Source organism: Agromyces sp. NPDC055658 (assembly GCF_053618155.1).
Window position 1 is genome coordinate 58,057 of record NZ_JBSHHD010000013.1, and the last position, 13,910, is coordinate 71,966.

Genomic DNA, 13,910 nt, shown 5'->3' on the forward strand with positions numbered 1-13,910 from the left:
GGCCTCGCCGATGGCTCCGATGTCGTCGGTGCGTGCGACGATCGGCGGAACGACGAGCGGTGAGAGGGCGGCATGCGGGGCGAGGCGACCGTGTTGCACGCGGATCTCGATGCCTTCTACGCCTCCGTCGAGCAGCGCGACGCTCCGGGGTTGCGCGGCCTGCCCGTCATCGTCGGCGGCGGTGTCGTGCTCGCAGCGAGTTATGAGGCGAAGGCTCGTGGGGTGCGCACCGCGATGGGTGGTCGGCAGGCGCGCGAGCTGTGCCCTGACGCCGTCGTCGTCCCGCCGCGGATGGACGCGTACTCGGCGGCGAGCCGAGCAGTGTTCGCGATCTTCCGCGACACCACCCCGTTCGTGGAGGGGCTTTCGATCGACGAGGCGTTCCTCGAGGTCGGTGGCCTCCGGCGCATCGCCGGCACGCCTGAGCAGATCGCGGTGCGATTGCGTGCGCGAGTTCGTGCGGAGGTCGGGTTGGCGATCTCGGTCGGGATCGCGCGGACCAAGTTCCTCGCCAAGGTTGCGAGTGCGGTCAGCAAGCCCGACGGCCTGCTCGTGGTCGAGCCCGCGCAGGAGCAGGCGTTCCTGCTCCCGCTGCCCGTCGAACGGTTGTGGGGCGTCGGTGCCGTGACCGCCGAGAAGCTGCACCGGCTCGGCATCACGACCGTCGGGCAGCTGGCCGAGCTCGAAGCCGCGACCGCGGAGCGGCTCCTGGGCAAGGCGACCGGCGCGCATCTGCACGCGCTCGCCCGCCTCCGGGACCCGCGCCCGGTCGACACCACGCGCCGCCGTGGCTCGATCGGCTCGCAGCGCGCGCTCGGCAGTCGCCCGCGGACGGCCGACGAACTGGATCTCATCCTCACCCAGATCGTCGACCGGCTCGCCCGCCGCCTCCGCGACGGCGACCGGGTGTGCCGCACTGTCGTACTGCGCCTCCGCTTCGGAGACTTCGCGAAGGCCACCCGATCGCGGACCATCCGATCCACGACCGACCGCACCGCGGTGCTCCTCGCCGTCGCGAAAGAGCTGCTGGCGGGCGCGCTCCCCGAGATCGCCGAGCGCGGCGTCACCCTGATCGGCGTCTCGCTGACGCAGCTGGCGCGCGGCGACAGCCGTCAACCCGAACTGCCGATCGACTGGGACGACGGCGGGCGCCTCGACACGGTGCTCGACGCCGTTCGCGATCGCTTCGGTGCTGAATCAGTCGCTCGAGCGGCGCAGCTCGGTCGCGATCCGGGATGGTCTCCGCCGCTGCTGCCCGAACACGAGTGACCGCTCCCGAACGCCCGCAGGTCGAGTCGCCGGACGCGATCCTGGAAGCCGCTCGCGAGTACCTCGGGGAGATGCTGCAGACCTTCGAACTCGCCCCAACTGCGGCGCCCCTGCGGCCGAACGCTCGGCGGTACGGCTCAGGACCCCAGGCTCACCTGGCGCTCCAGGGCTTCAATGACGGTTTCGGCGATATCGATGTCGTAGAGCCGCTCGATGCTCTGGAACCCGCCGGGACTCTCCGCGTTGATCTCCACCACCTGGCTGCCGATCACGTCGATGCCCACGAGGAACAGCCCATCGGCGACGAGCTTGTCGCCCATCGCCTCGGCGATGCCGAGCTCGGCCTCGCCCACCTCGAGGGGCACCGACCGACCACCGGTGCTGATGTTGGCGCGCGGGTCGTTGCCCGTGGGCACTCGTCGGAAGGCGGCCGGCATGCCGTCGCGCTCGAGGATGCGGCCCTCCAGAAGGAAGATTCTGGCATCGCCGTCCTTGGCGCCGTCGATGAACTCCTGGATGATGGCGTAGCCGTCCTGCAGGACGGCCTCCGTCATCTGCGCGAGGTTGGTCTCCCCCGGGCCCTCGATCATGAACACGTTGCGGCCCTTGGCCCCGTACAACGGTTTGACGACGCAGTGGCCGACTTCATCGACGAACCGCTCGATCGCCTTCGGATCTCGTGTCACCAGCGACCGTGGCCGGACGCTCTCGGGAAATTCCTCCAGGTAGAGCTTGCTGGTCGCTCGATGGAGGGTGTTCGGGTCGTTGACGACCGTCACACCTCGGGCCGCGAGCATCTGTCCGAAGACCACGCCCATCGGGCTGGCCCACGCGCGCTCCTGCAGGTCGTCGATCGACTCGTTGCGGAGGACGAGCGCATCCAGCTCGTCCATGACGATCCGCTCGGCGTCGCGCGACTTGATCCCCTCCATGAAGCTCGCGAGGGTGTCGTCGCTCTTCCACCTCGCGGCACGGGCCCTGGCCGCGAACAGTCCGTCGCTGCTGCCGAGCTCGAGGTCCCCGACGCCGACGTACCAGGTCTCGTGCCCGCCCCTGGCCGCGGCCCTGGCGAGTCGGGTGGTCGTGTACTCGTCCACCTCGGTGTCGACGTCGTTGACGACGAATGCGAGCCTCATGCCGCCACGTCTCCTTCGTAGAGGTCGGTGACCGTCGCACCCGCGCGCAACCGCTCCAGACGCTCGTGTGCACCGGGCACGTCCAGCCAGCGTGGCCGAACCCACGGTTCGTGGAGCACCTCTCGGTCGAGGAGGTCCTGCACCAGGGGGATGTGGTCCAACGCGAGCTTGCCGATGAGCAGGACGTCCAGGCTGCGGCCTTCGGCGATGGCGTCGAGGATGCGCGTGATCCCGCGCAAATAGATCGCGTCCTTCACCGAGCCGCCCCCGACGACGACCCGGATGGCGATGGACCATGCGGTCCTGGTCGGTATGCGGTGGTCGGCCCGCAGCGACTCGAAGATGTCCAGGAAGTCGGCGCCGTCGAGCATCTTGCCGACCGCGACCACCCGAGCCGCGAGCACGCGCAGCCGCCGCGGGTCCAACCCGCCGGTCAGGTACTCGGCGAGCACGGCGAGGCCCTCCTGGGTCTCGTCGTAGCCCGGGAGGCCGATGGTCAACAGCGTCAGTGGCTGCCGGGCACCGTTCTGGTACGTGACCACGTGCGTGCCGACCTCGTGGTGCAGCAACGGCTCGACCCGGTCGGCCCGGAAGGCGGCCGTCTCCGGGATGAGCAGGCGGCCGAACGACACCATCAGTTCGGAGATGTCGTCCCGCACCTCGACGCGGACCGGGAAGTCCGGGTACACGGCGCGGTAGCGCTCGAATTCCGCACGGGCGGCGTCGGCGAACGCCCCGGCTGTGACGGTCTGGGTGCTGGGCGCCTGCGGGGGGATGGTCTCGAGCAGCTCCGCCGCGGCCGCGGCCAGCGGAGGAGCCACCGTTCCGTAGAGCTGGAGCGACCCGTAGAGGAACCGTGAGGTGTCGCGGTCCTCCAACGCGGTGATCTGCCGGGCGATCTCGTCCCGCTTCGCCCGGAAGAGCGTGTGCAGTGCCGGGTCGTCGACGTTCTCGATCTCCAGATCGTACAGGTCGCGCTGGGCCAGGTCCGGGTCGAAGTCCAACGGCCGCAGTCGCAGCGTGGGGGCCGTGCCGAAGTCGCTGCGTTCGAAGTCCGCCCATGCCTCCGCCGCGTTGAGCGGCGTGATGTTGACGAGCAGGTTCACCTGGCGCTCGATCTCGGTGAGCCGGGCGTCGATGTCGAACGCGGGCGCCAGTTGCTCGGTCGCCGATGACGTCTCACGAGCATGGTCGTCAGCAGGCGGGTCTGAATCATCAGGGCGAGGGGCCGAAGCCGCTGCGATATCGCTGCGGGCGGCACCAGCCTGCTCGACCGGCTCGACCGGCGCTGGCAGATTCTCCGGGTTCACGATGTCGGCGCTGTCGTCGGGCCGATCCGAGCGCTCATTCATCGTCGTCCCCCGGGCTCTCGGCCCCAGCTGACCCAGTATCGATCCCGATGGTCTCGTCTTCGATCCGGGTCTCGGTAGGAGGAGCGACGTCACCTCTCGACGTGCGGCGGTCGTCGATCCTCCCCATCGGGTCGTCAGCCGTTCGCGACGGGGTCATCTCGGCGTCTGACATGGCGACTCCCTTCGCTCGATGATCTGACCGTAGGCGTGCCGCCGTCGCGGCGTCGAGGCCTTGCCTACTGGCCCGAGGTGCATTATGCGGCGGGGTGGCGGGTCGTTCGGGGACCTGCTTTCGAAGGTTGCGAACGCCCGCTCTCCGGGTCGGGCAGGGTTTCGACAACACGAGATCGGATCTGCGCCGATGATGAATCCTGCGCCTCGCCACCCGGCTGGTCGCAGGTGTGCGCGCTCGATCGGCTGACGCACCACTCGACGACGCCTCGCCCTACGAGACGCTCCGCGAGATCCTTCCAGGGGTCGAAGTACCCTATCGCGACCACCTCGCGGCGGTTTACTGAAGGAGCCATCGTGATCTGAAGGAGGTTCGCCTGATGATGTGGGGCTACGGGTACGGGGCATGGTGGATGTGGATCCCGGCAGTTCTGATACCGCTGCTGATTGTGGCGGGCATCGTCGTGGCCATCGTCTTCTCCGTGCGAGAAACGAGAACAAGCAGCCATCCTTCCGCCGGATGGGGTCAAGCCGAGTTCGATTCGGCGCGCCGGATACTGGAGGATCGGCTTGCCAAGGGCGAAATCACACCGGATCAGTTCCGGGAACTGCTCGAGACCCTTGACGTCAGTCGCCGCAGGAGTTGACCGCTGCCATCCACTCGACGCACTACCGGCCGCGCGACTGCTTCCAACCTGGCAACGACCATGACGAGCCAACACGACCTCAGCGACACCCGGGTGACGCCGCACATCGTGCTCGAGCAGATCCGTCGGCAACACTTCGCCGTGCTCTCCACGGTCGGACGGGACGGAGCCCCTCACTCTGCTGGCGTGAGTCACGGAACAACACGCCCCGGCGAACCCTTCGCCCTGTACGCCATGACCAGACGCCACCTGCTCAAAGCGCGCGACATCGCCTCGGACCCCCGGGTATCGATGGTGATCCCGATTCAACGATCCACGCTCACGTTTCTTCCACCCGCGACCATCCAGTTGCACGGGCGCAAGAAAGCGGCGATACCCGCGTCTGCTTCGTGAAGGTCACCCCCAACCCGAAGGTGCACACGCACATGGTGGGCTACCAGATCTGGGAACTGCAGCGAAACATGGAGGCCGGCGCCGGCAATGTGACCCTGGCGCCGGAGCAGTGATCGAGCCACGGCGTCGACACGCCTGACCTGCCAGAGGTCGACCAACCGGCCCCGGGTAGCGCGACCACCGCATCATGAACCCTGTCCGACCGCGTGCGTGCTCCGCGTACGGCTCCGGCGCTGCATATCGCGGGCATATCGAAATCGGGATACGCCCTGACAACAGCCGCCTGCCTTGACTGGTGGAATGGCCTACCACGAGCGCACTCGAACAGCACCACCCGGCATCTCATCCCGGGCGCCCTCGTACTCGTCGGCCGACGACGGTGCCGGTCGCGTCATCCGCGGCGCCGCCCGCAGTGATGCGCTCGACGGTGCCGATCGCGTGGTCGCGCGAACGGGCATCTCGATCTACGGTTGCTCCTCCGACGAGGCGGCAGCCTTCCGTGAGGCGGCGCCTCGCTTCGGCGTCATTCCGACGATCATCGACGCCGCGATCGCCGAACACAATGTCGGGTTGGCATTCGGCAACCGTTGCATCAGCGTCAGCCACAAGACTCCGGTCACGAACGCCACGCTTCGCCTGCTGAGCGATGCCGGCGTCGAGTACATCTCGACACGCAGCGCTGGACGGAACCACATCGATCTGGACGTCGCGCGGAGCCTCGGCATCACGGTCGAAGGCGTCGACTACGCTCCCGACGGCGTGGCCGACTACACCCTGATGCTGATGCTGATGGCGCTGCGGAACGCTCGCTCGATCGTCATCCGCGCCGAGGCGAATGACTTCAGGCTCAACGTCGTACGCGGCAAGGAACTCGGCGACCTGACCATCGGAGTGATCGGAACCGGTCGCATCGGCGCCGCCGTCATGCAGCGGTTGCACGGCTTCGGATGCCGCGTGCTCGCGTACGACCGCAACCCCAAGACGCCCGCCGACCATGTGCCGCTCGACGAGCTGCTCGAACGGAGCGACCTCATCACCCTGCACACGCCGCTCACATCGGAGACGCGACATCTGCTGGATCGCCGGCGGATCGCCCAGCTGAAACCCGGTGCGGTCATCGTCAACACCGGTCGAGGTGCGCTCATCGACACCGCAGCGCTGCTCGACGCGCTCGAGTGCGGTGCCGTCGGCGGCGCAGCGCTCGACGTGGTCGAGGAGGAGGACGGGATCTTCTACGCCGATCGTCGGCGTCGGCCGATCGAAAGCCAGCTGTTCGTGCGTCTCCAGCGGCATCCGAATGTGCTGATCACGCCGCACACGGCGTACTTCACCGAGCGCGCCCTCGCCGACACGGTCGAACACACCATTCTCAACTGCATCGCATTCGGAGGAACACAGCATGGATAAGTTGAACATCGCGATCCTCTTCGGGGGCGCCTCGGAAGAGCACCCCGTCTCGGTCAAGTCGGCGCAGGAGGTCGCCCGCCACCTCGATCTCGAGCAGTACGAGCCGTTCTTCGTCGGCATCACCACGAGTGGCGAGTGGAAGCTGTGCGAGCGCCCCGCCGCCGACTGGGAGAGCGGCGACTGCCGCACGGCGTCGTTGTCGCCCGACCGCGGCGTGCACGGACTCCTGGTGCAGCAGGACGACCGAATCACCACCATCCACCTCGATGCGGTGCTGCCATTGCTGCACGGCACGCTCGGCGAGGACGGCGCAATCCAGGGCCTGCTCGAACTCTCGGGCATCCCGTACGTGGGCTGCGACATCCCGAGCTCCGCACTCTGCATGGACAAATCGCTCGCCTACCTCGTCGTACGCAGTGCCGGCATCGCGACGCCGACCTTCCGAACGCTCACGGCCGACGGGCAGATCGACCTCGACGGCCTGAGCTACCCCGTGTTCGTGAAGCCGGCCCGATCGGGGTCGTCGTTCGGCGTCAGCCGGGTCGACGACGATGCTGCACTCGCCGCCGCGGTGCACGACGCCCGGCAGTACGACTCGAAAGTGCTGATCGAGCAGGCGGTCGCCGGCAGCGAGATCGGTTGCGCGGTGCTCGAGCACGACCTCGGCCTGATCGTCGGTGAGGTCGATCAGGTCCGCCTGTCGCACGGTTTCTTCCGCATCCACCAGGAGCGCGCGCCCGAGGCGGGCTCCGAGAACTCGGCCGTCGTGGTTCCCGCCGACATTCCCGACGAGACGCGAGTGCTCATGCAGGAGAAGGCGAAGGCCATCTACCGGGCACTGGGATGCCGCGGCCTCGCGCGGGTCGACATGTTCCTGACCGACGACGGCGAGGTCGTGCTCAACGAGGTCAACACCCTGCCCGGGCTCACCTCGTACAGCCGGTACCCGCGCATGATGGCCGCCGCCGGGCTCTCGCTCGGCGCGGTCATCGATCTGCTGGTGTCGTTCGCCGTGCGTCGGGCGGCAGCGGACCCCGGGGCACTGGAGGAAGCGGCAGGATGATCGACGACTTCGTCTTCGTGGACGAGTTCGTTCCCGGCATCCGCTGGGACGCGAAGTACGCCACCTGGGACAACTTCATCGGCAAGCCCGTCGACGGCTACTCCGCCAATCGCATCGTCGGCACGACGGCGCTGTGCACAGGCCTGGCGCTGGCTCGGGAAGCCGCAGCTGCCCGCGGCCTCGGCCTGCTGCTCTGGGACGGCTACCGGCCACAGCGTGCCGTCGACGACTTTCTGCGCTGGGCGCAGCAACCCGAAGACGGCCGCACGAAACGCAGACACTACCCGAACATCGAGCGAGCCGAGATGTTCGAGCTCGGCTACGTGGCCACCCAGTCCGGCCACAGCCGCGGCAGCACGGTCGACCTGACGCTCTTCCACCTCTCGACCGGCGAACTCGTCGCCATGGGCGGCGACCACGATCTGATGGACTCGCTCTCTCACCATGACGCCGTCGGCATTCGCGCGACCGAGGCCGGAAACCGACGTCAGCTGCGCTCGATCATGGAGAGCAGCGGCTTCAGCTCCTACGCGACCGAGTGGTGGCACTACACGCTTCGTGACGAACCGTTTCCCGACACGTACTTCGACTTTCCGATCAGGCAGGGCGTGAACGATATCGTCTCCACGCTCTCGATCCGAGGCAAGAATCGCTGATCACGTTGCTTGACGGCAGGGGCGGGCGGGACGTGGACCCGCAACGAAGAGTCGGGCCGCGGTCCGTGCGTCCCGGTCGGAGAGCTCGGGGTGTCCGTGGAGCTGACGTCGCCACTGCATCAGGCCGGCAGTCGCCTCCTGGCCTGCATTGTCGATGCGGGCGTCGACCTGAGCAGCTCGACGAGAGCATCGCGGTGGGTCAGTTGCGGATGGTGCCCGGCGCCCGCTACCGAGATCAGCTCGACGTTCGTACGCGTTGCGAGCTGTTCGACCGCGGCGGGGGTGAGGGGGTCATCGCTTCCCGTGATGATGCGGACCGGGCCGCTGAACCGACCGAGCGCTTCCACGAGTTCGGCCCGCCACTGCGTCGATCCCGCACGACTGAGTTGCTCGGCTGCCCTTTTGGCGCTGCGTCGTCGGAGGTCGCTGACGCTGGATTCGAGCGCGGCCGCGCTCGCGTCCGATCCGGTCAGCCGGTGCGACAGCCGTGCCGGGTCGGTGTGTCGCAAGTAGGTGCGCACGAGCGGGCGCAGTCTCGCCGACGCGCGCATCGGGGTTTGCAGGAAGAATGGTGCGATCAGCGTGAGTGACTCGACCTGCGCCGGGTACCGGTCGGCCGCGACCACTGCGGCAGCAGCGCCGATGGAATGGCCGACGACGTCAGCAGGCCTCCCACCCAGCACAGCGGGAAGCCACTGTTCCCAGTCTTGGATGCCTGTTCCACCGCTGAGGCCGAGTCCGGGAAGGTCAACGACCCGCGCGCCGACGCCCGACGCCACTTCGGCCCACGTGTCTGCGTTGACGGGCAAGCCGGGAAGGAGTACCCGGCTGGACCCGGGCACGCCCAGCTCGAATGTCCTCACGCCGCCGGCGTCGACGAATCGACGCCCGTCGGTCGTCACGGCGCCGAATCGATGCGCGGCCAGGTAGTCGGCCCACCGTTCGAGGGACACCCGCACATCGGGCATCGGGATCCCGTGTCGGTCGGCGAGCTCGATGGCGGGCTCTGTCGGATAGCGGTCGGCGGACATGAAGGTGAGTGTTTCGGGATCTGCCTTGGTGATCCGCTGCGGGAGCCGTCGGATGACACCGACCGGGATCCGCACCGGCGGGACTCTCGCACCGAGATGCCGGCCGACGTGCGTGAGCAGCTCCGCCAGCGGCGGGGTGTCGTCGTCGAGCACCCAGTAGGCCTTGCCCGCAGCGGACGGATCGATGGCTGCCGCCGCCATGAAGGCCGTCAGATAGTCGACCGTGACGACCGGGAGGAAGGTCGCTTCGCCGCCGGGCAGCGCGGCCGCGCTGCCGTCCCAGATCTGTTCGATCGTGCTGGCCAGTCCGATGTGCTGATCGGACTCTCCGGTCAGGCTGTCGCCGATCACGCTGGACGGATTGACGATGGTCCAGGGAAGTCCACGCTCCAGGGCTCGGGCCTGGAAGATCGCGTCCGATTCCACCTTCGACGCTTCGTAGGCGCCGAGTTCCTTGTAGGCCGCGGCGCGGTGGTCGTCCGACCAGGGGACGGTCGTGGGGTCCTGTCCGCCGACGCGGTAGCCCGAGATGTGGACGACGCGCTGCAGGTGAGGGAGGCCCTCTGCGAAGTCGAGCAACTTCTCGACGATGCCGACGTTCGCGCTGCGTGCTTCGTGGGCGGTCATCCCGAATCGGTAGGTCCCGGCGCAGTTGTGGATCTCGGTGACGAACGGGAGCGTCGATGGGCCTCCCGCGACGATCTCAGGAGCATCGAAGTCGACGATCGTCGTGCTGATGTTCCGTGTCACGCCGTGCTTCCTGAGCCATCGCTCGACACGCGCACCGGATTCTGCAGTCCGAACTGCCGCCGTGACGTTCGCACCCGCCTCGGCAAGGGTCAGGACGAGGTGCCGGCCGACCAGTCCCGAAGCTCCGAAGACCAAGGCGTGACGGGAGTTCTCATGCGGTGTCATCGCGCCCCGCCAACGGCCTGGCAGCGCTGGTCGATGAGCTCTGCCACGACGTCGGCGGCTGAGATCAGGGGCTGTGTGCTCTGCATGGCCCGAGAGACGATGACCGCCCCCTCGATCGTCGAGACGACGACCGTCGCCAGGGACCGGGCGTCCACGGCGTCGATGCCGTTGGCCTCGAGCAGCGCAGACGTCGGGGCGATCCACGATTCGAAGGCCGTGGCGCAGGCATGCCGCAGTCGCTCGCTCTCCGCGCCCATCTCCAGGGTGACGACGGAGACCGGGCATCCCAGTCGGAAGCCGCTGTCGCTGACGATGGCCGTCAGCGTCTCGATCGCGGCGCGAACGGCCTTGCCCGCACCGCCCTCGGACCCTGCCGCCTCCACGATCAGCGTCTCGAACTGCTTCTCGGCGAGTTCGACCGCTGCGACCCCCAAGCCCTCCTTCCCGTCGGGGAAGTGGAAGTAGATCGAGCCCTTGGGGGCTGCAGCATGTTCAGTCACCGCGTTCAGGCCGGTGCCGCTATAGCCGTTGGTCTGGATGAGCTCGAGCATGGATGCTGCGAGCCGTGCCTTCGTCAGGTCTCCTTTGGATGCCATGACGTAAATAATAGACCGGTCTACATATTTTCTGCAATCGCCGAGAGAAGGCCCAGGAGTGCCGGACAGGTCGAGAGTGCTGCCAGACCGGTCGAGTCCGGCCGACCACCGCACCAGACGCACCACCATGGCGCGCTCGACCGAACACTCGGCGGACAAGCGCGAATGCCAGTCCCTCCCCTCTGTTCGAGGCAAGAAACCCTGATCATGTCGATTAAGGTAGGGCGGACGGGACTTGAACCCGTGACCGATGGATTATGAGTCCACTGCTCTGACCAGCTGAGCTACCGCCCCGCGCGCCGGATCACTCCGAGGATGCGGCCGGCGCGATGTCGGTGACCGGATCGGTCACCGGCCTCCCACGATACAGACTCTCGAACGTCGAGATGGTGCGCTGGATGTCGTGCGCGGCGATGAGCCGGATCGACCCCTCTTTCAGGGCGCGGAACTCGGCCTCGGGCGCCTCCAGCACTTTCCGCAGCTTCGCCGCGAGGTCTTCGGGGCTCGACGGCTCGAACAGGTAGCCGTTCTCGCCGTCGTGCACGAGGTGCGGCAAGGCCATGGCGTTCGCGGCGACGACGGGCAGCGCCGAAGCCATCGCCTCCATCGTCACGATCGACTGCAGCTCGGCGATCGAGGGCATCGCGAGCACCGTGGCGCGGTGATACGCGTCGCGCAGCTCCTCATCGGTGACCCGACCCGTGAACGTGACGCGGTCGGCGATGCCGAGTTCCACGGCGAGGTGCTGCAGGTTCTTCAGCTGGTCGCCGCCGCCGACGATCTCGACCTTCACGTCGAGCTCTGCAGGCAGCAGCTTGGCCGCGCGCAGCAGCACGTCGATCTGCTTCTCGCCCGTCACGCGGCCGACGAAGAGGATGCGGTTCTCGGTGCGCGGCTCCCAGTTCGGCGAGTACTTGTGCGCGTCGATGCCGCACGAGATCGCGTGCACGCCCTCGAGGCCGGTGTGCTCCTCGAGGAAGCGCGCGGCCTTGCGGGTCGGCGTCGTGACCGCCTCGGCCCGCCCGAACGAACGTCGTGCCGCCCGCCAGGCGAGGCCCGTCGCCCACTCCTGCCATGCCTTCGGCAGCATTGTGAACTCGAGCATGTTCTCGGGCATGAAGTGATTGGTGCCGATGATGCGGATGCCGCGCTTCTCGGCCTCGATCGAGAGCCCCCGGCCGACCACGATGTGCGACTGGAAGTGCACGACGTCGGGCTTCACCTCGTCGATGACCCGGGCGCTGTTCTGCTTGATGCGCCACGGCAGCGCGAACCGCAGCCAGTCGTGCGGGTACCAGCGCCAGCTGAGCAGGCGGTGCGCCGTGAGCTCCTGCCCCTCGTGCACCTCCTTCCAGGTGCCGTGCTTGCGGCTCGCGGCCGGCGCCATGACGTGCACCTCGTGCCCGCGCTCGACGAGCCCCGCAGCCAGGCGCTCGGCGAATCGCGCCGCACCGTTGACGTCGGGAGCGAACGTGTCGGCGCCGATCAGGATCTTGAGGGGGCGGTCGGGCGTGGCGCCAGCGGGCGTACTCGCACCGGGGGTGTCAGACACGGGTCGTGGTTCCTCACAGTTCTTGGGCGGGACGGTCGGTCCCGTCGAGTACCGCGGCGCAGGCGATGAGCGCGGCGGACTGAATCCGACCATAGTCTACGCAGCGCACCCTGACGGATGCCCGGCGGCGGGTCGGAAGTTCGGGTTGCGCGCGCCTCAGAGACGCGTCTGGGGGTGGTTCTTCGCGAGGCGGAACACGCCCCACACGGCGATCGCACCGGCGAGGACGTATACGACCATCGCCCACGGCGGTGCCTGCGAGGCCTCGCCGAGCACCGCGATGCCGATGACGACCGCGACGAGCGGGTCGACGACGGTGAGACCGGCGATGACGAGGTCGGGCGGGCCCGACGCGTAGGCGTTCTGCACGAAGTACGCGCCGAGCGCCGTCGCCGACAGCAGTCCGATGATGCAGAGCACCGTCAGCCAGCCGAACCCGCCCTGCTCGATCGCGCCGAGCACGACCTTCGCGAGCGTGGCGACGAAGCCGTAGAGCACGCCGGCCATGATCACGTAGTAGATCGCCCGGATCCGCTTTCGGAACCAGATGAACGTGACGAGTGCGACCAGGAGCACCACGAGCAGGATCAGCAGGATGATGATCAGCTGCGCGTCGGTCACGGGCTTGTCGACCGCGGTGAACGCGGCGACGCCGACGAACAGGAACACGCCGCCGACGCACATGATGATGGCGATCACCGACTTGTGATTGAGCTTCACGTGATTCACACGCGAGTTCACGATCGACGTGATCACGAGCCCGATCGCGCCGAGCGGCTGCACGACGATGATGGGCGCGAACTTGAGGCTCGCGAGCTGGAAGACGATCGCGAGCCCGAGCATGAGCGTGCCGAGCACCCACGACGGACGGGCGAGCAGCAGGCCGAGCTGCCGCAGGTCGAGCCCCTTGCCGAGCGTGTCGCTCGTGTGCGACTCGACCTTCACGACGCCCCGGTGCTGGAACTGCGCACCCAGCGAGAGGAAGACGGCGCCGATCAGCGCGAGCGGGATGCCGATGAACGTCTGAGGGTCGAGCGGGATCTGCTCCGCGAGGTCGCTCAGGTCGGGGTTCACGCAACGACCCTACCTGCTCACCGCCCGATATCCTTGCCGAATGGCCGTGCTCCCCATTCGAATCTCCGGTGATCCGGTGCTGCACTCCCCCGCGAAACCTGTCGAGACGATCGACGACGAGGTACGCCGCCTGGTGGCCGACATGTTCGAGACGATGGACGCGGCGCCCGGCGTCGGCCTCGCCGCACCGCAGGTCGGCGTCGGCCTCCGCCTCTTCACGTACGGCTGGGTCGACGAGGAGGGCAACCGCTGGCGGGGCGTCGCCATCAATCCCGAACTGCTCATCTCGCCGCCCCCTCCCGGCGACCCCGACCTCGACGAGGAGTCGGAGGGGTGCCTCTCGTTCCCCGGCGAGCGGTTCGGGCTGCGACGTGCCGATCGTGCACTGCTGCGCGCCACCGATCTCGACGGCGACGAGTTCGAGATCGACGCGCACGGATGGCTCGCCCGCATCTTCCAGCACGAGTACGACCATCTCGACGGAACCCTCTACACCGACCGGCTGTCGTACCCCGACCGCAAGATCGTGGCGAAGATCACGAAGAAGCTCGGATGGGGCCGGCCGGGCGTGTCCTGGATGCCCGGGGTCGACGATCTCGAGGGCTGAACGACGCGAGGGATGCCTCGTGCGGCATGCTGGTCGCGCAC

General features: G+C 67.9%; 13 protein-coding genes and 1 tRNA gene. 7 read left to right on the forward strand and 7 right to left on the reverse strand.

Annotated features, from left to right (window positions below; translation table 11 throughout):
* The first annotated feature begins 72 nt into the window (after nt 1-72).
* Nucleotides 73-1,269: a DNA polymerase IV gene (dinB, locus tag ACWGPE_RS08255; RefSeq protein ID WP_231431114.1), complete on the forward strand. Its 1,197-nt coding sequence runs from the start codon at nt 73-75 to the stop codon at nt 1,267-1,269.
* A gap of 137 nt (nt 1,270-1,406) precedes the next feature.
* Here the strand turns inward: dinB and ACWGPE_RS08260 are convergent, their stop codons facing one another.
* Nucleotides 1,407-2,366, reverse strand: coding sequence for an ATP-grasp domain-containing protein (locus ACWGPE_RS08260; protein ID WP_231431115.1), 960 nt, complete (start codon nt 2,364-2,366; stop codon nt 1,407-1,409).
* A 35-nt stretch (nt 2,367-2,401) separates the two neighbouring features.
* A complete protein-coding gene (locus ACWGPE_RS08265) occupies nt 2,402-3,850 on the reverse strand; it encodes a flavohemoglobin expression-modulating QEGLA motif protein (protein WP_452048488.1) in 1,449 nt (482 codons plus the stop codon).
* Between the two features lie 458 nt (nt 3,851-4,308).
* Between ACWGPE_RS08265 and ACWGPE_RS08270 the strand changes: the two genes are divergently transcribed.
* From ACWGPE_RS08270 to vanX, 5 genes are all read left to right on the forward strand, one after another.
* The gene (locus ACWGPE_RS08270) at nt 4,309-4,575 is read left to right on the forward strand and encodes an SHOCT domain-containing protein (RefSeq protein ID WP_231431117.1); all 267 of its coding nucleotides are present in this window, start codon (nt 4,309-4,311) and stop codon (nt 4,573-4,575) included.
* Between the two features lie 60 nt (nt 4,576-4,635).
* On the forward strand, nt 4,636-4,968 hold the full coding sequence (locus ACWGPE_RS08275; protein ID WP_231431118.1) for a pyridoxamine 5'-phosphate oxidase family protein: 333 nt from the start codon (nt 4,636-4,638) through the stop codon (nt 4,966-4,968).
* A 438-nt stretch (nt 4,969-5,406) separates the two neighbouring features.
* Nucleotides 5,407-6,375 carry an NAD(P)-dependent oxidoreductase gene (locus ACWGPE_RS08280; RefSeq protein WP_374201164.1) on the forward strand — a complete coding sequence of 323 codons (969 nt, stop codon included), beginning with the start codon at nt 5,407-5,409 and terminating at the stop codon, nt 6,373-6,375.
* The gene (gene vanA, locus ACWGPE_RS08285) at nt 6,368-7,438 is read left to right on the forward strand and encodes a D-alanine--(R)-lactate ligase (protein ID WP_231431120.1); all 1,071 of its coding nucleotides are present in this window, start codon (nt 6,368-6,370) and stop codon (nt 7,436-7,438) included. The genes ACWGPE_RS08280 and vanA overlap by 8 nt, the downstream gene beginning before the upstream one ends.
* On the forward strand, nt 7,435-8,094 hold the full coding sequence (vanX, locus tag ACWGPE_RS08290) for a D-Ala-D-Ala dipeptidase VanX (RefSeq protein ID WP_231431121.1): 660 nt from the start codon (nt 7,435-7,437) through the stop codon (nt 8,092-8,094). The genes vanA and vanX overlap by 4 nt, the downstream gene beginning before the upstream one ends.
* A 119-nt stretch (nt 8,095-8,213) precedes the next feature.
* Here the strand turns inward: vanX and ACWGPE_RS08295 are convergent, their stop codons facing one another.
* The 5 genes from ACWGPE_RS08295 to ACWGPE_RS08315 all read right to left on the reverse strand — a co-directional run bounded on the left by ACWGPE_RS08295 (nt 8,214) and on the right by ACWGPE_RS08315 (nt 13,262).
* The gene (locus ACWGPE_RS08295; protein ID WP_452048489.1) at nt 8,214-10,040 is read right to left on the reverse strand and encodes an alpha/beta fold hydrolase; all 1,827 of its coding nucleotides are present in this window, start codon (nt 10,038-10,040) and stop codon (nt 8,214-8,216) included.
* Nucleotides 10,037-10,591 (reverse strand): TetR/AcrR family transcriptional regulator, encoded by a 555-nt coding sequence (locus ACWGPE_RS08300; RefSeq protein WP_231431123.1) that lies wholly within the window; start codon nt 10,589-10,591, stop codon nt 10,037-10,039. Before ACWGPE_RS08300 ends, ACWGPE_RS08295 begins: the two co-directional genes overlap by 4 nt.
* Before the next feature lie 265 nt (nt 10,592-10,856).
* A tRNA-Ile gene (locus ACWGPE_RS08305) sits at nt 10,857-10,930 on the reverse strand.
* 10 nt (nt 10,931-10,940) lie between these two features.
* Entirely contained in the window at nt 10,941-12,188 is a 1,248-nt protein-coding gene (locus tag ACWGPE_RS08310; protein WP_231431124.1) for a glycosyltransferase, read from the reverse strand.
* Between the two features lie 156 nt (nt 12,189-12,344).
* Nucleotides 12,345-13,262 carry a DMT family transporter gene (locus ACWGPE_RS08315; protein ID WP_231431125.1) on the reverse strand — a complete coding sequence of 306 codons (918 nt, stop codon included), beginning with the start codon at nt 13,260-13,262 and terminating at the stop codon, nt 12,345-12,347.
* 40 nt (nt 13,263-13,302) lie between these two features.
* On the opposite strand from ACWGPE_RS08315, the gene def reads away from it, so the two are divergent.
* Entirely contained in the window at nt 13,303-13,869 is a 567-nt protein-coding gene (gene def, locus ACWGPE_RS08320) for a peptide deformylase (RefSeq protein ID WP_376930143.1), read from the forward strand.
* The last annotated feature ends 41 nt before the right edge of the window (nt 13,870-13,910 follow it).